Annotated in this window: 19 protein-coding genes; 8 read left to right on the top strand and 11 right to left on the bottom strand. The window is 66.0% G+C overall.

The genetic code is table 11. From position 1 onward, the window contains the following. Position 1: 1 nt before the first annotated feature. The 5 genes from QRN53_RS18125 to QRN53_RS18105 all read right to left on the bottom strand — a co-directional run bounded on the left by QRN53_RS18125 (position 2) and on the right by QRN53_RS18105 (position 6,361). Complete coding sequence (locus QRN53_RS18125; RefSeq protein ID WP_285245198.1) at positions 2 to 1,093, bottom strand: ABC transporter permease; 1,092 nt, start codon at positions 1,091 to 1,093, stop codon at positions 2 to 4. A gap of 127 nt (positions 1,094 to 1,220) precedes the next feature. Beyond that, the gene (locus QRN53_RS18120) at positions 1,221 to 2,855 is read right to left on the bottom strand and encodes an ABC transporter substrate-binding protein (protein WP_285245197.1); all 1,635 of its coding nucleotides are present in this window, start codon (positions 2,853 to 2,855) and stop codon (positions 1,221 to 1,223) included. Positions 2,856 to 3,106: 251 nt separating this feature from the next. Then, the gene (gene mnmA, locus QRN53_RS18115; RefSeq protein WP_285245196.1) at positions 3,107 to 4,240 is read right to left on the bottom strand and encodes a tRNA 2-thiouridine(34) synthase MnmA; all 1,134 of its coding nucleotides are present in this window, start codon (positions 4,238 to 4,240) and stop codon (positions 3,107 to 3,109) included. 161 nt (positions 4,241 to 4,401) lie between these two features. After that, a complete protein-coding gene (locus QRN53_RS18110; RefSeq protein WP_285245195.1) occupies positions 4,402 to 5,631 on the bottom strand; it encodes a cysteine desulfurase family protein in 1,230 nt (409 codons plus the stop codon). Between the two features lie 64 nt (positions 5,632 to 5,695). Further along, positions 5,696 to 6,361 carry a helix-turn-helix transcriptional regulator gene (locus QRN53_RS18105; RefSeq protein WP_285245194.1) on the bottom strand — a complete coding sequence of 222 codons (666 nt, stop codon included), beginning with the start codon at positions 6,359 to 6,361 and terminating at the stop codon, positions 5,696 to 5,698. An 86-nt stretch (positions 6,362 to 6,447) separates the two neighbouring features. Here QRN53_RS18105 and QRN53_RS18100 point away from each other — a divergent pair, with 86 nt between their 5' ends. Then, the gene (locus QRN53_RS18100; RefSeq protein ID WP_285245193.1) at positions 6,448 to 6,891 is read left to right on the top strand and encodes a hypothetical protein; all 444 of its coding nucleotides are present in this window, start codon (positions 6,448 to 6,450) and stop codon (positions 6,889 to 6,891) included. Here QRN53_RS18100 and QRN53_RS18095 read toward each other — a convergent pair. Next, the gene (locus tag QRN53_RS18095) at positions 6,861 to 7,556 is read right to left on the bottom strand and encodes a hypothetical protein (RefSeq protein ID WP_285245209.1); all 696 of its coding nucleotides are present in this window, start codon (positions 7,554 to 7,556) and stop codon (positions 6,861 to 6,863) included. The two genes, QRN53_RS18100 and QRN53_RS18095, sit on opposite strands and share 31 nt — an antisense overlap. A gap of 179 nt (positions 7,557 to 7,735) precedes the next feature. Between QRN53_RS18095 and QRN53_RS18090 the strand changes: the two genes are divergently transcribed. From QRN53_RS18090 to QRN53_RS18075, 4 genes are all read left to right on the top strand, one after another. Further along, positions 7,736 to 8,680, top strand: a complete 945-nt coding sequence (locus tag QRN53_RS18090; RefSeq protein ID WP_285245192.1) for a J domain-containing protein — start codon at positions 7,736 to 7,738, stop codon at positions 8,678 to 8,680. 23 nt (positions 8,681 to 8,703) lie between these two features. Next, positions 8,704 to 9,171 carry a tRNA (cytidine(34)-2'-O)-methyltransferase gene (locus QRN53_RS18085; protein ID WP_285245191.1) on the top strand — a complete coding sequence of 156 codons (468 nt, stop codon included), beginning with the start codon at positions 8,704 to 8,706 and terminating at the stop codon, positions 9,169 to 9,171. Between the two features lie 207 nt (positions 9,172 to 9,378). Then, positions 9,379 to 9,987, top strand: a complete 609-nt coding sequence (locus QRN53_RS18080) for a sigma-70 family RNA polymerase sigma factor (protein ID WP_109863770.1) — start codon at positions 9,379 to 9,381, stop codon at positions 9,985 to 9,987. Between the two features lie 10 nt (positions 9,988 to 9,997). Then, the gene (locus QRN53_RS18075) at positions 9,998 to 10,837 is read left to right on the top strand and encodes an anti-sigma factor (RefSeq protein ID WP_502934856.1); all 840 of its coding nucleotides are present in this window, start codon (positions 9,998 to 10,000) and stop codon (positions 10,835 to 10,837) included. A 79-nt stretch (positions 10,838 to 10,916) separates the two neighbouring features. Here the strand turns inward: QRN53_RS18075 and QRN53_RS18070 are convergent, their stop codons facing one another. The 4 genes from QRN53_RS18070 to QRN53_RS18055 form a co-directional block, all read right to left on the bottom strand. Further along, on the bottom strand, positions 10,917 to 11,696 hold the full coding sequence (locus QRN53_RS18070; RefSeq protein ID WP_285245189.1) for a PIG-L deacetylase family protein: 780 nt from the start codon (positions 11,694 to 11,696) through the stop codon (positions 10,917 to 10,919). Between the two features lie 4 nt (positions 11,697 to 11,700). Continuing rightward, positions 11,701 to 12,648 carry an electron transfer flavoprotein subunit alpha/FixB family protein gene (locus tag QRN53_RS18065; protein ID WP_285245188.1) on the bottom strand — a complete coding sequence of 316 codons (948 nt, stop codon included), beginning with the start codon at positions 12,646 to 12,648 and terminating at the stop codon, positions 11,701 to 11,703. A gap of 13 nt (positions 12,649 to 12,661) precedes the next feature. Then, entirely contained in the window at positions 12,662 to 13,453 is a 792-nt protein-coding gene (locus QRN53_RS18060) for an electron transfer flavoprotein subunit beta/FixA family protein (protein ID WP_285245187.1), read from the bottom strand. A gap of 225 nt (positions 13,454 to 13,678) precedes the next feature. Next, a complete protein-coding gene (locus QRN53_RS18055; protein WP_285245186.1) occupies positions 13,679 to 15,301 on the bottom strand; it encodes a trypsin-like peptidase domain-containing protein in 1,623 nt (540 codons plus the stop codon). Positions 15,302 to 15,583: 282 nt separating this feature from the next. On the opposite strand from QRN53_RS18055, the gene QRN53_RS18050 reads away from it, so the two are divergent. From QRN53_RS18050 to QRN53_RS18040, 3 genes are all read left to right on the top strand, one after another. Then, positions 15,584 to 17,656: a TPM domain-containing protein gene (locus QRN53_RS18050; RefSeq protein ID WP_285245185.1), complete on the top strand. Its 2,073-nt coding sequence runs from the start codon at positions 15,584 to 15,586 to the stop codon at positions 17,654 to 17,656. A gap of 106 nt (positions 17,657 to 17,762) precedes the next feature. Then, on the top strand, positions 17,763 to 18,548 hold the full coding sequence (locus tag QRN53_RS18045; RefSeq protein ID WP_285245184.1) for a PspA/IM30 family protein: 786 nt from the start codon (positions 17,763 to 17,765) through the stop codon (positions 18,546 to 18,548). Between the two features lie 89 nt (positions 18,549 to 18,637). Then, positions 18,638 to 20,077 carry a cryptochrome/photolyase family protein gene (locus QRN53_RS18040; RefSeq protein WP_285245183.1) on the top strand — a complete coding sequence of 480 codons (1,440 nt, stop codon included), beginning with the start codon at positions 18,638 to 18,640 and terminating at the stop codon, positions 20,075 to 20,077. Here QRN53_RS18040 and QRN53_RS18035 read toward each other — a convergent pair. Then, entirely contained in the window at positions 20,067 to 20,999 is a 933-nt protein-coding gene (locus QRN53_RS18035) for a cytochrome b/b6 domain-containing protein (RefSeq protein WP_285245182.1), read from the bottom strand. The genes QRN53_RS18040 and QRN53_RS18035 overlap by 11 nt on opposite strands. Between the last annotated feature and the right edge of the window lie 192 nt (positions 21,000 to 21,191).

Genomic DNA, 21,191 nt, shown 5'->3' with positions numbered 1-21,191 from the left:
GTCAGTACCTCACGCGGGGGTCGATCAGCGCGGCGACGATGTCCACGATGAAGTTGGTGACGGCGACGATGACGGCCAGGAGCACCACGATGCCCTGGACGGCGACGAAGTCGCGCGCCGTGAGGTAGTTGGCCAGCTGGAAGCCGAGGCCTTTCCACTCAAAGGTTGTTTCGGTGAGCACGGCGCCGCCAAGCATCACTGCGATCTGCAGGCCCATCACCGTGATGATCGGGATCAAGGCCGGCTTGTACGCGTGCTTGGTGACCAGGCGGAACTCGCTGACGCCGCGCGAACGGCCGGCCTCGACGTAGTCCTTCCCGAGTGTGCCAATAACGTTGGTCCGGACCAGCCGCAGGAAGATTCCTGCCGTCAGGAGGCCGAGCGCCAGTGCCGGCAGGACCGCATGGGACATCACGTCGCTGAAGGCGGACATGTTTCCGCTGCGCAGCGCGTCGAGCCAGTAGATGCCGGTGGGCGCTTGCAGGGCAGTGAGCGACAGTTCCGTCCGCGTGCCGGCGCGGCCGGCGACCGGGAGCCAGCCCAGCCATACCGAGAACACCAGTTTGAGCAGCATGCCGGCGAAGAATACGGGGGTGGCGTAGAAGAGGATGGCCAGGATCCGCAGCACGGCGTCCGGCAGGTGGTCGCGCCGGTGCGCCGCGACCATGCCCAGCGGGATACCCACGAGCAGCGCAACGATGAGGGCGTTGATGGACAGCTCGAGGGTGGCGGCTCCGTAGGTGGTGAGCATCTCGGAGACCTGGCGGTTGTCCGAGAGCGTGGTGCCGAAGTTCCCGGTGATCAGCTGGCCCAGGTACTCGAAGTACTGCACGAAGATCGGCCGGTCGTAGCCGGCTGCGTGGATGCGTTCCTGCAGCTGTTCAGGGGGCAGGCGGCCGCCCATGGCGGCGGTGATGGGGTCGCCGGTGATCCGCATAAGGAAGAACACCAAGGTGACGAGGATAAGGATGGTAGGGAAGATCAGCAGGAAGCGGACCAGGATGTACTGGCCCAGTCCTCCTCCTGCGGCTTTTTTCTTGGACGGCAGGATCGCGTCCGCATCACTGGGCGGCGCGTCAATCAAAGTTGTCATCGGTACCTGGATTCGTGGTGACCGGGAGCCAGCATTCCCCTCGTTGCTGACTGATGACCGGCAAAAGGCGGGACACCATTTCGGCGTCCCGCCTCCGGCCCGTCAGAGCCCGATGGGGGTTGACTGCTTACTTGGACAGCACGCCAAGGCGTGTCTTGAAGGAGGGGTCAAGGGTCTTTTCGACACCCTTGACGTCAGCCCCTGCCACCAGGAGCTGCGAGCCCTGCAGCAACGGCAGGGTGGAGAGGTCCTTCGCCACTGCCGTCTGGGCGTCGCCGATCAGTTTCTGGCGTTCGGTCTTGTCCGGAGTGGTCAGCTGCTTCTGGATCAGGTCCGTGACAGTCGGGTTCTCGTAGTGGTTCTTGAGGAAGTTGCCCGGAATGAAGAAGGGCGTGAGGTAGTTGTCCGCATCCGAGTAGTCCGGGAACCAGCCGAGCTGGTAAACGGGGTACGCGTCAGCGGTGCGTGCCTTGGAATACGTCACCCATTCGGTGGATTGCAGGTCCACGGTGAACAGTCCGGACTTCTCCAGTTGTTCCTTGACCATGGCGTACTCGTCGCCTGACGACTTGCCGTAGTGGTCCGGGTTGTACTGCAGCTTCACGGTGACCGGACCGGTGACCCCGGCGTCGCTGAGGACCTTCTTGGCTTTGTCCAGGCTCGGCTTGCCGCTGCCGTCACCGTAAAGGTCCTTCATGGGCTGGATTGCACCCGGCAAGCCATCCGCCACCACGGAGTAGGCGGGTACGTAGGTTCCCTTGTACACCTGGTCCGAGATGGCCTGCCGGTCGACGACGTCCGCCATGGCCTGGCGAACGGCCAGGGCCTTGGCGGGGTTGGCTTCGGGCGTCTTGGCGCCGAACGGCATGGTGTCGAAGTTGAAGACGATGTAGCGCAGCTCGCCACCCGGGCCCTTGTAGACCTTGACCTTGGAGTCCTTGCCGAGATCGGCGGCGTCCGTGGCCGTGAGGCTGCGGCCGGCAACGTCGATGTTGCCGCCCTGGACGTCAAGCTTCAGGTTGTTGGAGTCGGCGTAGTACTTGATCACGGCGCTGTCGTTGGCCGGCTTGCCCAGGAGCCCGTTGTAGTCCGGGTTGCTCTTGAGGCTGATGAGTTCGTTCTTCTTGTAGGAGTCGATGGTGTACTGGCCGGCGAACGGCTTTGCGGCAACGATGTCTTCGTCGCTCATCACCTTGTCCGCGGGGAAGACTTCCTCATCCACGATCGGGCCGGTGTTGGTGCCAAGGACGCTGGGGAAGACCTGGTCGTTACCTGCCTTGAGGTTGAAGACCACCGTGGTGTCGTCCTTGACGTCAACGGACTTGAGGTTCGAGAGCAGGGACGCGGGACCGTTGGGGTCGTCGATCTTGACGATGCGGTCGTAGGAGAACTTAACGTCCGAGGCAGTCAGCGCGTGGCCGTTGGCGAACTTCAGGTTGGGCTTGAGCTTCACGGTGAACTCGGTCGGCGACGTGAAAGACGCGGACTCAGCGATGTCCGGGCTGACCTCGGCCGAGCCGGGCTTGGAGTTCATCAGGAAGGGATACACCTGGTTCATGACCAGGAAGGAGCCTGCGTCGTAGGAACCGGCGGGATCGAGGGTGACGACCTTGTCCGTGGTGCCGAAAGTAATGGCACCGCCGCCGGCACTGCCGGTGGAGGTCCCCCCGCCGCCGGAAGGCCCTGTGCAGGCTGTCAGGGCCAGGGCGGAGATGCCTGCCAGCGCGATGGCGCGGTGCAGGGCCGTTGTGCTCTTGATCATCTGTGAACTTCTTTCCGATGAGTACGCGCACGCCCGCGGTCGCAGGTTGATAGCCCCGGACGCCAGCGTGCAGTGCTGATTCCTAGATTCAATCAGAGAGTCAGCCCTCAAGACCGCCATTTCTGTGAGTTGAAACACAATATTTTCTCAATAGTTACCCGAACGGTGTTCGGCGAACAGCCTTCGGCAGGCACCCGGGTACGGCAAAGCACCGCCACGGCGAAATCGTGGCGGTGCAGGTAGTGGCACGGTTACAGTGCGGCCCGCTGCAGGGACCGTGCGGCGTCGATGGTTGCCTGGCCCAGGACGCGGCTGCCCTGGTACAGCACCACAGTCTGGCCGGGGGCCACGCCGCGCAGCGGAGCCTCAAGGCGGACCACCAGGTGGCTGCCGGCAGCGCCGTCCGGGGCCGACTCCATCCACGCCCGGGCCGGTACGGGATCCCCGTGCGCGCGGACTTGGGCGTGGCAGTTGAACTCTGCCCCCGTTTCCACCTCGGAAATGGGAAGGCCTGCCCAGGACACCTTGATCCCGCGGATCTCATCGATGGCGAGCAGGGCCTCGGGCCCCACCACCACTTTGTTTTCCTTGGGCCGGATTTCCAGGACGAAGCGGGGCTTGCCGTCAGCCGCGGGGGTGCCCAGCTTGAGCCCACGCCGCTGGCCCACCGTGAAGGCGTTGGCCCCCGGGTGCTCCCCCACCTTGGCACCGGACTCGTCCACGATGTCTCCGGTGGTCATCTCGATTTTCTCGGCGAGCCAGCCGGCGGTGTCTCCATCGGGAATGAAGCAGATGTCGTGGCTGTCCGGCTTGTTGGCCACAGAGAGGCCCCGACGCTCCGCTTCGGCACGGACCTCGGCCTTGGACGGGGTGTCGGCAAGGGGGAACATGGAATGCTTGAGTTGTTCGTGCGTCAGGACGCCCAGGACGTAGCTCTGGTCCTTCGCCCAGTCGGCTGCCCGGTGGAGTTCCCGGTTGCCGTCGGCGTCCTCGATCACCTTGGCGTAGTGGCCGGTGCACACGGCGTCGAAGCCCAGGGCAATGGCTTTCTCGAGCAGGGCGGCGAACTTAATCCGTTCGTTACAGCGCATGCAGGGATTGGGAGTGCGGCCGGCGGCGTATTCATCGATGAAGTCCTGGACGACGTCTTCCTTGAAGCGCTCGGAGAAATCCCAAACGTAGTAGGGAATGCCGAGGACGTCGCAGGCCCGCCATGCGTCCCTGGAGTCTTCGATGGTGCAACAGCCCCGGCTGCCGGTGCGCAAGGTTCCCGGCATGCGGGACAGGGCAAGGTGGACGCCGACGACGTCGTGCCCCGCCTCGACCGCGCGGGCGGCGGCAACGGCGGAATCAACTCCGCCGCTCATGGCTGCTAGTACTCGCATGGTGGCTTTCTGTTGGGGGTGCTGGCTTACCGGGGCCCGTACGGCAAGGCCGGGCGGCGGAAACGATCTTCGCCTATCCATTCTACGGACCCGCGCAAATCGGGTCTCGGCGCCGGGATCTTCCCCGCCAAGGCCGTCCCGGATTTCCGGGCCTGGCCGGGTCAGTTACCGTGCAGCGCCTGCCGTGCCACGGTTCCTGCGGTTTGGATGCTGGACTCATGCCCGGCCATGCCGGCTTGGCGTGCACGCGCATAGGCCTCGGGCAGTGCCGCAAGCAATGCATCGACGTCGGCCTCGGTGGAGGTGTGTCCCAGGCTGAACCGCTGCGCACCCCGCGCGGTTTCCTCGTCCAGGCCCATGGCCAGCAGCACGTGGGAGGGCCGCGGTACCCCGGCGGTGCAGGCCGAGCCGGTGGACGATTCGATGCCGGCCAGGTCCAGGAGGAACAGCAGCGAATCCCCTTCGCATCCGGGAAAGGTGAAATGGGCGTTGCCGGGCAGCCGGGCCTCACCCGGCGCACCACGGAGTATGGCTTCGGGAACCCGTTCGCGGACGCCGTCCACCAGGCGGTCGCGCAAGGAAGCAATCCGCTCCGCTTCCCCGGCCCGCGCTTTTGCAACGGCTTCCGCGGCTGCGGCGAAGGCGGCGATGGATGCCGTGTCCAGCGTCCCGGAGCGGACGTCGCGTTCCTGGCCGCCACCGTGCTGCACGGGCGTCAGTTTGACCGAGCGGCCCAACAGGAGCGCGCCCACACCGACCGGGCCGCCGATCTTATGGCCGGAAATGGACATTGCGTCGAGGCCGGACTCCTTGAAGTCCACGGGCAGGGACCCGAATGCCTGGACGGCGTCGGAGTGCACCGGCACGCCGGCCTTGTGGGCCAGGTCAACGATCCGGCGGACCGGCTGGATGGTTCCCACTTCATTGTTGGCCCACATCACGGTCACCAGGGCCACGCTGCCAGGGTCACGGGAGAGTTCAGCTTCCAGGACGGCAAGGTCCACCACGCCCTCGGAGTCCACCGGCAGCCACGTAACTGCCGCGCCCTCGTGCCGCTCGAGCCACTCGACGGTGTCCAGCACCGCGTGGTGCTCGACGGCGGAGCAGAGGATGCGGCGCCGGCTGGGCTCCTCTGCCACCCGGGACCAGTAAAGGCCCTTCACCGCGAGGTTGTCCGATTCGGTGCCGCCGGAGGTAAAGATCACTTCCGACGGGTGCGCACCGAAGGACGCGGCGATGGTCTCCCGTGCGTCTTCCACGGAACGGCGGGCCCGGCGGCCGGAACCGTGCAGCGACGAAGGGTTTCCGGTCCGGGCCAGTTCGCGCGTCATGGCGGTGAGGGCCGCACCGGTCAGCGGCGTGGTGGCGGCGTGGTCGAGGTAGGCGGGCACCGTCCAATTCTAGCGCCGACTGCCGCGGCAGCCCCGGCGCAGGGAAGCGTTGACCGGCCACCTCTCATGAAGCGCCGGTGATCCTCGCGCAGCAGTGACCGGGAAGGTCGACCGAAGCTACCCGGTCCGCGGGCTCGCCGCACCCGGCCGCCGCCCCGCGCAGGAATGCGCCGTTCATGTCGCACACTACGGATGCGTGCTGGGTGGAAAGCCGATGGAAGGGGCAGTTGGGCAGCAGGTAACCGCCACCGCCGTCGTCCTGGGGCCGGTAGCCGGCCTGGGCCAGGAAATCGCCCAGGCTTCCGGCCGCTTCCGCCAGTTCGCGGCCCTTCCGGAAGGCGGCTGAGCGCAGCGCCTCATCCACGGGACCACTCCCGGCCTGGGTCGCCTCGATGGCGGCCGCCATCAGTTCGCCGGCCAGGTCGTAGTTGCGGTCCGGCACCGTCGCTCCAACTTCTCCTGCCGCCCGCCGGTACATTTTGGCCGGCCGGCCGGACCCGGGGCCGGCCTTTCCGGGGGCCTTGTGGAACTCCACGGCCAGCAGCCCGTCTTGGACCAGCCTGTCCAAATGGAACGAAACCGTGCTCCGTGCCATGCCAACGGATTCGGCCACCTCATCCCGGCCTACCGGCCGCGGCGAGGCCGCGACGAGTTCGAAAAGCTGCAGCCGTTTGGCATCGGCCAAGGAGGCTACGGCGGCAATCCGTTCCGCCCAGGGAGGTCGATACATGGCCCACCAATCCATAGTCAAGATCTATTGATTATAGAACACAAAGTTTCTAAAATTGGCATACCTACTTTTAGAAAGAGTACATCATGAAATCAGCATCGGCATTGCGCACACACCATGCACCGGCCACGGCGTCGGCCACACGGCAGGCCTTCCTGCTGCTGTGCACTGTCTTTACGGTCGCCCCGATCCTGTTCGGCCTGGACAAGTTCACCAACATCCTCACCGACTGGACCGTCTACCTGGCACCCCAAGCCACGGCCCTGGTGCCCCTGGCCCCACGAACCTTCATGGGCGTGGTGGGCGTCGTGGAGATCATCGCGGGGATCGCCGTCGCGGTCCGTCCACGCTTCGGCTCACTCCTGGTAGCGGCCTGGCTTGCCGGGATCATCATCAACCTGCTGCTCCTCGGAAGCTTCTTCGACGTAGCCCTGCGTGACTTCGGCCTCCTGGTGGGCGCACTGGCCCTCAACCGGCTCTCGGCAGCCAACCACGGGGCTCAGGCCGACGGCGGCACCAAAGGCAAGTAGCGCGCCACGTCTTTTCGGGCGGCGGCCAGCGTGCCCGGATCCGGGCAGGACACCGAGACATAGGCCGACGACCCCGCGGCGCCGAAGACCCGGGCAAGAACCACAGTCGATTTTCCGCCGTGTGCGGCCGGTTCCAGCGCGAGGACTTCGACACTCTTGCCGGGCTCTTCGACGCTGCCGCCCCACTGCAAGGTCTCCGTCATCAAATACGAAGGCTGGATGGTGGCGTCCAAGTACTGGAACAGGGCAACGGTGGATTCGCGGTCGTCCCCGCGGACCAGCGGGCCCTGTCCGGTACTGACCCGGGCCACGACGACGCAGCCGTCAGCCTTGGCGTATTGGCTCGCACCGGACACATCCTCCGTTACCGGCTTCCACCCCGGCGCGCGCTTGAGCTCATCGGAGATCCCTACCGGGACACCCGGGGCCAAGGTAGTCCCGGCCGCAAACGGCAGGTCCCGGGCTGCCACCGCCGCGGCATCGTGGCCAGGGGTGATGGTCGGGGTGGACAGGGCGGGCGTGCTTGGCGGCGCGTCCGGGACCGCAGGGTCACGGACATCCACGCTGCAGCCGGCCAGCAGAACGGCCGCCAGCCCGGCCATGGCGAGCGGCACCCCCAGGTGCCATGCCCGGCCGGCCGGCCGGGCCGTCGTCGGCAAATCCATTTCCACCCCGTCGCATCCCCTCCAGCCGGTGTTCGGCTGTGCATCCACGAGTCTAAGCTCCGGCCGCGGGGAACCCGCGCACCCCGGACGCTCGTTGTCAGTGCAGGTCAGCCATCCGCGCTGGCTAGACTGGGCGGGCACTTCGCTTTCCCGTGGCGCTACAAGAAGAGGACGATTGCTTGACCGAGAGCAGCAGCTCCCACTACCAGGTCCTCCGGGTGGCCGTCACCGCCACTGAGAAAGAGATCAAGGTGGCGTACCGGCGTGCTGCCAGGACCGCACACCCGGACCACGGGGGTGACGCCGCAACGTTTCGCCGCGTCACCGCTGCCTACGAGACACTGATCGATCCCCAGCGCCGCAAGGCCTACGACCGGTCCTACGCGGCGGGTACCGGCGGTGAGGTTCCATCCGACGCCGGCGCCCACTTTGATGCACCGGCGGCAGGGAGCCGGGCCTCCGCCACAGTCCACAGGCCAGGCGGCGGCCGGAACACCGCCGGGGACCCTCCCGTTTACGTTCCCCCCTATGAAGGAAGCGGCGGCGTTCCGCTGGTTCCGTTCGAGCGGGCGCGCCAGCAGGTGCATGGAATGCCCCGGAAGAGGGGAATCTTCGGGGCGGAGGCACGCATCCAGCGTGAACTGCGCACCGTGCAGCTCCTCTCACGCCAGGTGCTGCCGGCCATCCCCGCGGCCCGGCTCATCAACGGCCTGCAATCACCGGCCGACAACAGCCACATAGACCACGCCGTACTGTCCGGCTACCGCCTCGCCCTGGTCAACTCGATGCTGCTGCCCAAGGGCGCCTACGCCTGGGACGGCCGCACCCTCAACCACGGGGGCCGCGCCGTGGCGCCACCCCAGCTTGCCCAGGTGGTGTGGGCCATGCAGGACATCTTCCCGGAACTGAACGTCACCGGGTGGACCGTGGTATTCAGCCCGGACGGCAACCTCCATGAGCCCGTCATCGACCACCACCGCCGCCCCGCGGGGGACCTGGAAACGGTCCAGATCGTCAACGCGGCCGGCCTGGTCCGCGGGCTCAAGGAGTTCCTGGCCGCCGGTCCGGCCCCCAACACCGTGAACGTGCCTGTCCTGGCCAGGCTGCTGCGCGGCATGCACTGACAGCGGTTGGCTAGGATGGGGTGGTGTTCCGCATCCTCTTCCATGCCCCTGAAATTCCCGGCAATACCGGCAACGCCATCCGGCTTGCCGCCATCACGGGAGCTGAACTGCACCTCGTGGAACCCCTGGGGTTCGACTTCTCCGACGCCAAGCTGCGCCGCGCGGGCCTGGACTACCATGACCTCGCCGTCGTGACAGTCCACCGGAGCATCGAAGACGCCTGGGAACACCTCAAGCCGGAGCGGGTCTACGCCTTCACCTCGGACGGTACAACCAGCTACACCGACATCCCTTACCAGCCAGGCGACGTCCTCATGTTCGGCCGCGAATCTGTGGGCCTGCCGGAAGAGCTGAAAACCGACCCGCACGTGAGCGCCACAGTCCGGCTTCCCATGCTTCCGGCGCTGCGCTCCCTCAACCTCGCCAACGCCGCGTCCATTGCCGTCTACGAAGCCTGGCGGCAGCAGGGGTTCGCCGGCGCCAAGCTCTAGGTCCCGCCCACCGGGGCCGCCCGGGGCAGCAATGTTTTTTGTGGCAGCCCCATCCGGTTGCCGCACGGCTCCGAATTCCTTGTGAACCCATTCGAGCGGAGCAAGGAGCGGCAGGTGACATTACTCGAGGCGCATTCCAGGCGCGAACACCGCCAGATAAGCGGCACTGCCCGGAAACCTCCCGCCGGAGACTTATGCTTGGACGTGATGGAAACTCCCAACGCGCCGAATCCCGAGGGCTCCGCCGCGGTGACTGATCCCCCAGCCGACATCAGCCAGCGACTGTCAACCCTGTTGGCCGCTGTTGCACGCGGGGATCAGGCCGCGTTTGCCGAGTTCTACCAGCTCACGTCCCGGCGGGTTTTCGGCATGGCACGCAGGGTCCTGATCGATCCCGAACTCAGCGAAGACACCACCCAGGAAGTTTTTTTGCAGGTGTGGCAAAACGCAGCCAAGTTCGATCCACAGGCCGGCAGCCCCTTGTCCTGGCTCATGACCATCTCGCACCGTCGCGCGGTGGACAAGGTCCGTTCCTCGCAATCCTCCACGGACAGGGAGGCAAAGTATGGGGCCAGTACGCAGGACATCGACCACGACAGCGTCTCTGACGAAGTCGGAAGCAGGCTCGAGGCCGAGGCTGTGGTCCGCTGCCTTGAAACGCTGACCGAAACACAACAGGAATCCGTGCGCCTCGCCTACTACGGCGGCCTGACCTACCGGGAAGTAGCAGAACGGCTCAATGCCGCGGTTCCCACCATCAAGTCCCGCATCCGCGATGGACTGATCCGATTGAAGACCTGTCTGGGGGTGAGTTGAGATGAGCGACATGGACAACAGCCGTAACGACCGTTCGCGTGCCTTCGGCGATACCGTAGCCATGGACCTTGCCGCAGGACGGGCAGTCGACCTCGCCGAACTCTATGCCCTTGACGCGGTCACGGAGCAGGAACGCGACGCCATCGACCAGTACATTGCCACCGCGCCGGAGACGGAGCGCCTGGTCTTCATGGAGCGAGTCCGCCAGTCGCGGGAGACGCTGGCGCGTACCTTCCGCGTAGAGGAGGAGCCGCCGTCGGACCTGTTCGATCGGATTGTGGCCCAGCTGCCTGCGGGCACCGGACGCACGGGCACCGAGGCCGCGCCCCCGGGCGCAGGCGCGGTAGTACCGGCAGAGCCGACAGACGAGCTGGCCCAGGCCCGCAAACGCCGGGCAGAGCGCCGCCCGTCCGGCACGAGGCGCTGGCTGGTGGGCGTGGCAGCCGCAGCGGCCATCGCGCTTGGCGGCGTAGGAGTGGGCGCCTACCTGGCTGACCAGAACGATCCCGTCAACCAGGTGGTGCGTGCCGGGGACCTGCGCGAGGCATCCGTCAACGTTCAGGGCGGCGGCAAGGCGACGGTGCTGATCTCAGCGTCGGAGGATGCCGCCGTCGTGAAAATGAGCGGCGTGCCCGCTCCCCCGGCCGGCAAGGTCTACCAGATGTGGCTTATTCCCAAGGATGGCTCCGCCCCTGTGTCCCAGGGCCTGATGGACGAACAGGCGCTCTCGAAGCCTGCCGTGGTCCAGGGCATCCACTCGGCAGCATCACTGGGCATCACCGTTGAACCGGCCGGCGGCTCGAAGGCACCAACCCTGCCGACGGTTGCTGCGGCCCCGCTGGGTGCCTGACCCGGACTTCCGGTCAGGCTGCGGCAAGCAACGCGAAAGCGCCCCGTTCCCACGATGGGAGCGGGGCGCTTTGTCCGTCCTAGAAGCCTGCGATGGTGCCCGGCCCGTTGACCGCCACCACGTGGAAGGCTTCGGCGCTGCGCCCGTGCGGCATCCCTGCCCGTTCGGCGTTGGTGCGCATCCCCTGGCGCACGGTGGCCTCCATGGCTTCCACGTCAGGATGCTGGCTGACGTGGACGTGGATGGCGGCGAGCTTCGCATCCACCTGGTCGGTGACATCGACGAAGTGGTTTTCCCGTTCCTCCGGTCCCGCGTAAAGCCAGAGCCAAGGGAGTTTGTAGGCTTCCAGGCCCGCTTCCGCCAGGTCGGGGTAGGCGAACGGGTTCTCCAGTGCCGGGTAAACGGCCCGGGTCACCGCCTCCCCAACGGCCAGATGGTCAGGGTGGCTCTTCTGGATCCGCTGCCAGTTCCGTTCAGGATGCATGGCGAGGACGACGTCGGGGCGCAACTGCCGGATCAGGCGCACCACGTCCTTCATCACCTCGTGGGACGGTTCAAGGTACCCGTCCCGCTGGTGGAGGTAATGGATGTCGGTGACGCCCACCAGGTCCGCCGCCCGGCGCTGCTCGGAGTCGCGCATGGCGATGATGTCCGACCGGTGGGCAGGGTCGAAACCGCCGGCATCGCCGTCGGTCATGATGCAGTAGCTCACCTGCACGCCGGCCGCCGTCCACGCGGCGACCGTACCCGCCGCGCCGAAATCGATGTCGTCAGGATGGGCCGCAAAACAGAGCACCCGCCCAACCCGGTGGATATCCGGGTTGAACGGGCTCCCTGCCTGCTCGCTGGAAGCAGTCAACGAATCAGCCCTTTCGCTTCTTGATCTCGGCCGCGGCCTGCGGCAGAACATCGAACACGTCCCCGATGATGCCGAAGTCCGCAATCTCGAAGACCGGGGACTCGGCATCCTTGTTCACGGCGACGATCACCTTGGAGGTCTGCATGCCGGCCTTCTGCTGAATGGCACCGGAAATACCGGCAGAAATGTACAGCTGCGGGGAAACCGTCTTGCCGGTCTGGCCCACCTGCGCGTCGTGGCTGATCCAGCCTGCGTCCGTGGCGGCGCGGGAGGCACCCACGGCCGCACCGAGGGCATCGGCCAGTTCCTCGACGGGACCGAAGTCGCCGTCCATGCCGCGGCCGCCGGCCACAACGATCCGTGCGTCCGTGAGGTCCGGGCGGCCGCTGGCCACCTTCTGCTCGCGGGCAGTGATACGGGCGGCGTTTGCGACGGCGGGCACCTCGACGGTTGCCGATTCAGGCGTGGTGGGTGCGGGGGCGGGTCCCGGTACCACGTTGTTTGCCTTGAGCGTGAGCACGGACACCGCCGTGGTGGCTTTGCAGGACGTGTTGTAGGAACCGGCCAGGACGGACTTGTGCGCGGTGCCGTCCGGGTCCACGGCGACGACGTCTGTGATCACGCCGGCGTTGAGCCTGATACCCAGCCGCGCCGCGATCTCCTTGCCTTCCGGCGAGTTGTCCAGGAGGACGATCCCTGCACCGGCGGCCTCTGCCGCTGCCGCCAGGTAAGCAGCCTTGGGAGCTACCAGGAAGTCGCCCAGGTCCTGGACCGACGGATGCAGGACGGTGCCCACACCGTATTCGGCGAAGGTTGCTGCGACGTCGTCGGAAAGGTCTCCGTTGACCGCAACGGCGCTCTCCCCCAGTGAACGTGCCAGCGTCAGCAGCTCCAGGCTGCTCTTCTTCAGCGAAGCTCCGGGGTTGTCGATGAATACGAGTACTTTTGCCATGTCGTTGTCCCTCTTAGAGCAGCTTCTGGGCGGCCAGGAAGTCAACCAGCTTGATGCCGGCGTCGCCCTCGTCGGTGATGATGGTGCCGGCGGTCCTCGGCGGCCGCTCTTCGGCGCTGGTGACGGTGGTCCAGGATCCCGCAAAGCCGACCTGGGCAGGGTCCACGCCGATCTCCGCCAAGGAGAGCGTGGTGATGCTCTTGCGCTTGGCAGCGATGATGCCCTTGAAGTTGGGGTACCGCGGCTCGTTGATCTGGTCCGTGACGGACACAACCGCGGGCAGCGGTGCCTCCACGGTTTCCGATGACGTATCAGCGTCGCGGCGGGCGGTGAGCCGGCCGCCGTCGACCTCCAGCGAGGAAGCGAAGGTCACCTGCGGCAACCCGAGCCGCTCTGCCAGCTGGGCCGGCACCAGCGAGGTCTCGCCGTCGGTGGAGGCCATGCCGGTCAGGACCAGGTCCACACCGCCCAGGTGCCGGACGGCAGCGGCGAGTGCCAGCGACGTAGCAGCAGCGTCTGAGCCTGCAAGTGCGTCGTCTGTGAGGTGGACGCCTTCGGTGGCGCCCATCTGCAGCGACTTCTTCACGGCGTTGACGGCTCCGGCCGGGCCCATGCTCAGGGCAATGACCTGGTTGCCCGCCTTGCTTCCGCCTCTCGCCTCGGCAAGCTGCAGGGCAGCTTCCAGGGCGTATTCGTCGAGCTCGGACAAGATGCTTTCGTCGCGGTCCGCAGTGTTGCCCTCGCCGCCCAGGTGGCGGTCGAACTGGGCGTCCGGTACATGTTTGACCAGGACTACGATCTTCAATGTCTCTTCCACTGTGATTACAGCAGCCTTCCATGCTTGTGGACAGCCAGCCGGGTGGGTCATGGCCGCAGAATGCCCGGCACGCGGGTAGCTCCTAGCTAACCATATCGGCGCGTCCGGGCGCCCTCTTCCGTTAACGCCTGTGTCAGGTTTTACGTTGCGCAGGACATGCCGACGGCGGCGCCCCCGGGGTGGGGACGCCGCCGTCGTAATGCCGTGGGCGTGTCAGTTGGCTGCCGCGCCGAGCGTGACGTCGAACGTCTGTTCCTTGCCGCCGCGCTGGACCGTGATCTTGACCGTGGAACCCGCGGGCTGCTCCCGGACGGCCGCGGTCAGCTGGTTCGGTTCACCGATGCTGAGGTCGTTGAACTTGGTGATGACGTCGCCAACCTTGATTCCCGCCTTACCTGCCGCCGAACTGGCGTCTACCGTGGCCACATCGGCGCCTACCGAGAATTCGGAAGATGCACCGGACGTGGTCTTGGCCTTGACGCTGACACCGAGCTGGCCATGGGAGGCCTTGCCGTTGTCGATGATCTCCTGGGCCACGCGCTTGGCGTTGTTGATCGGGATGCTGAACCCGACACCGATGTTCCCGCTCTGGGACGTCGAGGCGCCGGACCCTGAACCGGCGGACGCGATAGCCACGTTGACGCCGATGATCTCACCCTTGCTGTTGACCAGCGCACCGCCGGAGTTGCCGGGGTTGATCGCGGCATCGGTCTGGATGACGTTGATGGCGATGGATCCCTGGCCCGAGCTTTGCTGGCTTTGTCCGCCGCCCGGAGGGGCGAACTGGAATCCCTGGTCACCGCCGCCCTGACTGTTGTCACCGCCTTGCGGGGCTGCCGACGATGCCACGCTGATGGTCCGGTTCAGCGTGGAAACAATGCCGTCCGTTACCGTCCCTGTGAGGCCAAGCGGTGAACCAATGGCGATCGCGGTGTCACCCACGTTGAGCTTGGAGGAATCCCCCAGGGTGGCGGGCGTGAGGCTCGAGGTGTCGTCCACCTTGATGACCGCGAGGTCGGACAGGGGGTCGGTGCCCACCAGCTTCGCCGGCAGGACCTTGCCGTCGCTGGTGCGGATTTCCAGGGTGGCGTTGGCGGTCTGGCCGTCCAGCGTGACCACGTGGGTGTTGGTCAGGATGTGTCCCTGGTCGTCAAGGACGATGCCCGAACCGGTGCCGCCGGAGCTGCCGCTGGTGGCGCTGATGGTCACGACGCTGGGAGAAGCCTTCACCGCTGCGGCCGTGATGGCGTTGACGTCGTCCTTGTTGTTCACGATGACCGTTCCCGGCTGGTTGCCGCCACCCGCCGACGACGCGCTGGAGCCGGTGTTTCCGAAGAGTTCACCGGCGCCCACTGTTGCCACGCCGCCGCCCACCAGGCCGGCTGCGAGGATGCTGGCAATGAGGGTGCCGATGCCGAAGGTCGCCTTGCGCCGCGGGGCGTCCTTCGGATTGGGCGCCAGGCCGACGCTCCCGTGCTGCATTCCGGGGCCGGTTCCGTAACCGGGCTGTGCGTTGCCCTGCATGGGCTGCCCGTTCTGCTGTTGGCCGTACGGCCCGGACTGGCCGTAGAAAGGCTGGCGCTGCGGATACACAGGCCTCGGCGCGCCGGGAAGTTCCTGGGTGTGGTCCTGGTGGGTCTGCGGCTGGTCCAGCCGTTCCGTGGGGTTGTGCCGGTCCGCAGCGCCGTAGAGGCCCTGCTCGCCGCGCGCATCCGCTCCATCCCCGGACTGAGTGGCCGGCCGGTCTCCGGGCTGCTGCGGGTCCTGCTGCTGCCAGGGATTCCGGCTGCCCGCGTTGTCCTCCGGGACCGGTCCTGGCGTTTGATTCTCAGTCATGGGACTTCCTTTCATCCTTGTCTGCCATTAACTATGACCCGTCCCGCTGGAACAAACTCGGATGTTTGCTGAAAGCTTCCTGAACGCTTGCGGATTGGCTGCGAACCTGCACCCTGCGTTTCGCTGGCGGCATATTCGCCCGCATGGACTGGCTGTGGGGTGCACCATAGAATCAAGATGAATTGCCACAGCGACCTGCGGCTTCACACCAAGCGTGGGGGCGCTGCTGGATTCGACGACTGATTCGTCCCGAGTCGGTGTCAGGCGTGCTGAAGGGTTGCCATGCGGTCAAAGTTCAAACATTTCCTCGCCGTGATCGGCCTTGCCGGGCTGCTCGCGGTTCCCGCCGGCGCGGCCTGGGCCGACGACCCGGTAGCCATTCCCTCCGGGACCAACATCGTTGACAATGCCAACGTCCTGGGCAGCCGGAAGGGTGAAGTCCAGGATTCCATCCAGAAGTTGCTGAAGGACCACAAGTACAACCTCTACGTGGTCACGGTGAAGACCTTCGAGAACCCCACGGATCCGGCAGCCTGGAGTAATGCCGTGGCGCAGGCGAAGGGCATGGGACCAGCTGATGCGATCCTGGCCATTGCAACCGATCAAGGAAAGTACTACTTCTCCCCCAACTCCAAGAGCCCAATCTATTCAAAACGCACCAATATCACGCAAAACGCTGTTGCCGCCAACCTCGGTGCCGGCAAGCGTGACTTCGCACAGGCAGCCATCGACACCGCATCAGCGATCGGTGACGCAGCCAATGGCGGCAACGGCGACGTCTCCTCGGGCAACGGCGCGGGTGCCGCAGTCCTGGTGGGTGCCGGCGTCGTGGTGGCCGGCGGCGGCGCGTACCTGTACTACCGCAACCGGCGCAAGAAGGCCGCAACCCAGGGTGCCTCGAGCGGAAGTTACGGCCCGCAGGGTGCCGAACTGGACCCACTGGCATCGCTCAGCGTCGAGGAACTGCGCCGCAAGAGCGGTTCCCTGCTGATTGAGGCCGATGACGCCATCAAGTCCAGCGAACAGGAACTTGGCTTCGCCCAGGCGCAGTACGGCGACTCCGCGGTGGGAAACTTCACCAAGGCGCTCGAGGAAGCCAAAGCCCACATGGGCGAATCCTTCAAACTGCAGCAGCAGCTCGATGACCACATCCCGGACACCGAAGAACAGCAGCGGACCTGGCTGGGTGAGATCATCCGCCGGTCAGAGGCCGCCCTCGCCTCCCTGCAGGAACAGAAGGCGGACTTCGACTCGCTGCGTGAGCTGGAAAAGAACGCTCCCCAGGCTCTGGCGGCTGTCAACGCCGGAGCCAGGGAAGCGGATGCGAAGATTGCCAGTGCCGAGCAGTCCCTGGCCACCATGCGGTCCAAGTATGCGGACAGCGCGCTGGCCCAGGTGTCGGACAACATCGTCCAGGCCAAGGAACGGCTGGCCTTCGTGCAGAACGCTTCCGGGACGGCACAGCAGAAGCTCGTCGGCGGCGAACAAAGCCTGGCTGCCGTGGCTGTTCGCGCGGCCGAAGAGAGCCTGCACCAGACCAACGTCCTCCTGGATGCCATTTCCAAACTGTCCGCCAACCTGGACAACGCAAGCAACAGCGTAGAGACAGCCGTGGTGGACACCGCCCAGGACCTGGCCCAGGCCAAAGCCATGATCCAGTCCGGAACCCACGCCGAACTGGCGGGGCCCGTGGCCGCTGTGGAAGCAGCACTTGCCCAGGTCAAAACCGAAATCCAGGGCGGAAAGATCGACCCCGTCGCCACCTTGCAACGCGTCGAAAGCGCGCACCAGACCCTGGACCAGGCCCTGACCGGGATACGGGACCAGCAGGAGCAGGCCCGGCGCGCCCAGGCCTCCCTGCAGCAGACCATCATGTCCGCGCAGGCGCAGATCAGCGCGACCTCCGACTACATCACCGCACGGCGCGGCGGTGTCGGCACGGAGGCCCGGACCCGCCTGGCCGAGTCCCAGCGGAACCTCGACTACGCCCTCTCCATCGCCCGCACCGATCCCGTCACGGCACTGACCTACGCACAGCAGGCCCACGCCCTGGCGGCGCAGGCCGCACAACTGGCCCAGGCCGACGTCGACCACTTCGACGGCTACGCCAACCAGGGCTTCGGGCGCGGCGGCATGTTTGGCGGCGGAGGAGGCGGCGGTGGCCTGGGCGGTGCCATCCTCGGCGGCATCCTGATCAACTCCATCCTGAACGGCGGCCACGGCGGCTGGGGCGGCGGTGGCTCTTGGGGTGGCGACAACGGCGGCGGTGGCGGCTGGGGCGGCGACTCCGGCGGCTTCGGCGGCGGAGACTTTGGCGGCGGCGATTTCGGCGGCGGCGACTCCGGCAGTTTCTAGGCCTTCCGCCGCGCTCCCGGAGGAATCCGGCCGGCGGACAGCAGCAGTAAACCACTGTGCACCGGTTCCAGTGGGTCAACACAGAGCAGGACGAAAGGCAAACACCATGGTTAAGCAGTCCATTTTCGGCCGGATCGCGCAGCTGGCGAAGGCGAATATCAACTCTTTGCTCGATAACGCCGAAGATCCGCAGAAGATGCTGGACCAGATGGTTCGCGACTACACCAACAACATCGCAGAGGCCGAATCCGCCGTGGCCCAGACCATCGGCAACCTCCGGATGCTCGAGGACGACTACAACGAGGACATCAAGAACGCACAGGACTGGGGCAACAAGGCCCTTGCCGCCTCCCGCAAGGCTGACGAATTCCGTGCCGCCGGCGATGTCGCCGACGCCGAGAAGTTCGACAACCTGGCCAAGGTGGCCCTGCAGCGCCAGATGGCGGCGGAGAGCGAAGCCAAGGGCGCTGAGCCAAGCATCGCCTCCCAGCGCGAAGTGGTGGACAAGCTCAAAGTGGGCCTGGACCAGATGAAGAACAAGCTCAACCAGCTGACCAGCAAGCGCAACGAACTTGTTGCCAGGTCCAAGACCGCCGCCGCGCAGTCGCAGGTGCACGACGCCATCAAGAGCATCGACATCATGGACCCCACCAGCGAGGTGGGCCGCTTCGAAGAAAAGATCCGCCGTGAAGAAGCCAAGGTCCGCGGGCAGGAGGAACTCGCGGCGTCCAGCCTCGACGCCCAGTTCAACCAGCTCGAAGACCTGGGAGAGCAGACGGAAATCGAAGCCAGGCTGGCGGCCCTGAAGGCCGGCGGCAAGCCCGCCCTTGGAGCCGGGAGCCAGGCAACGACCGAATCCATTGTGGACGAAGCCGACTTCGACAAGCTCTGACCCGCGGCATCTCCGCCGTTTGGAAACAAGGCAATGGCCGGGACCGGTGTCCCGGCCATTGCCGTGCCTCCAGTGTGTAGCGTGGTCGTATGGCATCCACTGAAGAAACGTCCCTGGTATGGCTGCGCGACGACCTCCGCCTGGACGACAACCCGGCCCTGGACGCGGCGGCGCGGCTGGGCGGTCCCATGACGGTGGTCTATATCCTCGACGAGGAGTCCGAGGGGGTACGCCCGCTTGGTGGCGCGACCCGCTGGTGGTTGCACCATTCCCTGGCGGCGCTGGCCGCCGACTTGGAAAGCAAAGGTTCCAGGCTGGTCCTGCGCCGCGGTCCCGCGGCAGGAATCATCCAGGAACAGGCCACCCGGACCAAAGCGTCCCACATCTTTTGGAACCGGCGGTACGGGCTGCCGGAGCGGACGATTGATGCCGGGCTCAAGGACTGGGCCGGCAGTAACGGGATCGAAGCCGCCAGCTTCCAGGCAAACCTCCTCTTCGAGCCCTGGACCATCCAAACGGGCACAGGTGGCCCGTACAAGGTCTATTCGCCCTTCTGGCGGGCCTGCCTCGCGGCGGCGGACATCCGCGACCCCTTCGAGGCGCCGGAGACGCTGCCCGGGCCCGCTCCGTCCGGCCGCGGACTGCCCGCCAGCGACACGCTTGGCAGCTGGGAGCTCCTGCCCACCTCCCCTGACTGGAGCGGCGGCCTGGCCGAGGCCTGGGAGCCCGGCGAAAAAGGTGCCGCACACCGCTTGGAGGACTTTCTGGACGGCCCCATCGAGGACTACGGCACCGGCAGGAACCTCCCTGGCACCGACGGCACCAGCAGGCTGTCCCCTTACCTGCGTTTCGGTGAGGTCAGCCCGTTCCGCGTGTGGCGCGAGATCCGCCGCCGCCACCCCCGCCAAGTTCCTGCCGACGTCGGGATCTTCCGTTCGGAACTGGGCTGGCGCGAGTTCAACTGGCATCTGCTGTACCACAATCCGGACCTGGCAACCCAAAACTTCAGGCCGGCGTTCGACAGGTTCCAGTGGGGCTCTCCGGGTAAACAGGAACTTGCGGCATGGCGGCACGGAAACACCGGCTATCCCCTGGTGGATGCAGGGATGCGGCAACTGTGGCAGACAGGCTGGATGCACAACAGGGTCCGGATGGCGGCCGCATCGTTCCTGGTCAAGAACCTCCTGACCGACTGGCGGATCGGGGAGGAATGGTTCTGGGACACGCTCGTGGACGCGGACGCGGCCAACAACCCGGCCAACTGGCAGTGGGTGGCTGGTTCCGGCGCCGACGCCTCACCGTACTACCGGATCTTCAATCCCGTAACGCAGAGCAAGAAGTTCGACGCCGCCGGCAGGTACCTGCGCGAGTTCATACCGGAACTTGCGCAGCTGGATGGCAAGGCCATCCATGAGCCTTGGAAGTCAGGCGTCCAAGGCTACCCGGAACCACTCGTGGACCTGCCGGAATCGCGGGAACGGGCGCTGAACACCTACCAGCAGCTCAAGGACTCAGAGCCTAGCGGCTGACCTTGCCCATCAGTGACGCAATGGGCCGCAGGAAGATCGGGCGGGCCAGGAACCAGGCGGCCACCATGACCGCCACGGACGCCAGGAAGACCCAGAAACCGAACCAGCCGTCATCGTCGCGGACACCGTACATGTGGTTCAGGTTCCGCAGGGCGCCGGTGGTGAGCACCAGGAATACGTGGACCACGATGAATGCCACGAAGTAGATCATCACCGGGAAGTGGACGGCGCGGGCCCATTCGATGGGGTACGCCTTGTTGAGGCCGGCAGCCTTCTTGGGCCAGGCCGAGGACATCCGCAGGCCGGTGATGAACGCCAGCGGCGCGGCGACGAAGACAGTCACGAAGTACGCCAGGAGCTGCAGGGCGTTGTAGTTGACCCAGCCGTCCTCAGTGGGCCAGTTCAGCGACGCGTATTGCAGGGCGGCCGAGAGGGCATTCGGGAAGACATCCCAGCTGGTGGGCACAATGCGCATCCATTGCCCGGTAGCGAACAGCAGGACGGCGAAGACGACGCCGTTCAGGATCCAGAGGGCGTCGAGCGTCAGGTGGAACCAGAGCTCGAGGCTGATCTTAGTGGGCGCGTTTTTGGTGCGGATGAGGCCCTTGTTGTTCCTGGTCCAGTGGCCGCTGGGGCGCGTGGTAGTGCGCACCTGCCATCCGGTGCGGATGATCAGCAGCAGGAAGAACGCGTTCAAGAAGTGCTGCCATGCCAGCCAGGCCGGGAACCCTACGGGGGCGTTCCCGGGCAGTTCCGACCGGCCGGGGAACTCGGCAACGAACGACGCGACTGCTGGAAGACCCATGAGCAGTTTGGCGATCAGGACCACCACAACCAGTGCCACGAGGACGGCCGGAACTGCCCAGTAGAGCCGGGACCGCTTCCCCGTCGCGGAGCCGGGCTTCTTCGTGGGTGTGGCCATCGAACAACATACCTCTCAGGAATGACGGGGGGCTGCCCACAGATCGTGGGACCCTTCGAAAGAGAATACTAGGAACCGGGCGCAACCAAGGAAAAGAAAGGCCCCAACCGGCGTAACTGCCGGTTGGGGCCTTCATAAGTTGCGGGGACAGGATTTGAACCTGTGACCTCTGGGTTATGAGCCCAGCGAGCT

This window comes from Pseudarthrobacter sp. fls2-241-R2A-127, assembly GCF_030209355.1.
GTDB lineage: Bacteria > Actinomycetota > Actinomycetes > Actinomycetales > Micrococcaceae > Arthrobacter.
This window is presented reverse-complemented; position numbering and strand designations above follow the sequence as displayed.

Bases quoted from the DNA above. Each gene is read 5' to 3' on its own strand.
- QRN53_RS18125 (WP_285245198.1), bottom strand. From the start codon at position 1,093: ATGACAACTTTGATTGACGCGCCGCCCAGTGATGCGGACGCGATCCTG.
- QRN53_RS18120 (WP_285245197.1), bottom strand. From the start codon at position 2,855: ATGATCAAGAGCACAACGGCCCTGCACCGCGCCATCGCGCTGGCAGGC.
- mnmA (WP_285245196.1), bottom strand. From the start codon at position 4,240: ATGCGAGTACTAGCAGCCATGAGCGGCGGAGTTGATTCCGCCGTTGCC.
- QRN53_RS18105 (WP_285245194.1), bottom strand. From the start codon at position 6,361: ATGTATCGACCTCCCTGGGCGGAACGGATTGCCGCCGTAGCCTCCTTG.
- QRN53_RS18100 (WP_285245193.1), top strand. From the start codon at position 6,448: ATGAAATCAGCATCGGCATTGCGCACACACCATGCACCGGCCACGGCG.
- QRN53_RS18095 (WP_285245209.1), bottom strand. From the start codon at position 7,556: ATGGATTTGCCGACGACGGCCCGGCCGGCCGGCCGGGCATGGCACCTG.
- QRN53_RS18080 (WP_109863770.1), top strand. From the start codon at position 9,379: ATGGAAACTCCCAACGCGCCGAATCCCGAGGGCTCCGCCGCGGTGACT.
- QRN53_RS18075 (WP_502934856.1), top strand. From the start codon at position 9,998: ATGGACAACAGCCGTAACGACCGTTCGCGTGCCTTCGGCGATACCGTA.
- QRN53_RS18065 (WP_285245188.1), bottom strand. From the start codon at position 12,648: ATGGCAAAAGTACTCGTATTCATCGACAACCCCGGAGCTTCGCTGAAG.
- QRN53_RS18055 (WP_285245186.1), bottom strand. From the start codon at position 15,301: ATGACTGAGAATCAAACGCCAGGACCGGTCCCGGAGGACAACGCGGGC.
- QRN53_RS18050 (WP_285245185.1), top strand. From the start codon at position 15,584: ATGCGGTCAAAGTTCAAACATTTCCTCGCCGTGATCGGCCTTGCCGGG.
- QRN53_RS18045 (WP_285245184.1), top strand. From the start codon at position 17,763: ATGGTTAAGCAGTCCATTTTCGGCCGGATCGCGCAGCTGGCGAAGGCG.
- QRN53_RS18040 (WP_285245183.1), top strand. From the start codon at position 18,638: ATGGCATCCACTGAAGAAACGTCCCTGGTATGGCTGCGCGACGACCTC.
- QRN53_RS18035 (WP_285245182.1), bottom strand. From the start codon at position 20,999: ATGGCCACACCCACGAAGAAGCCCGGCTCCGCGACGGGGAAGCGGTCC.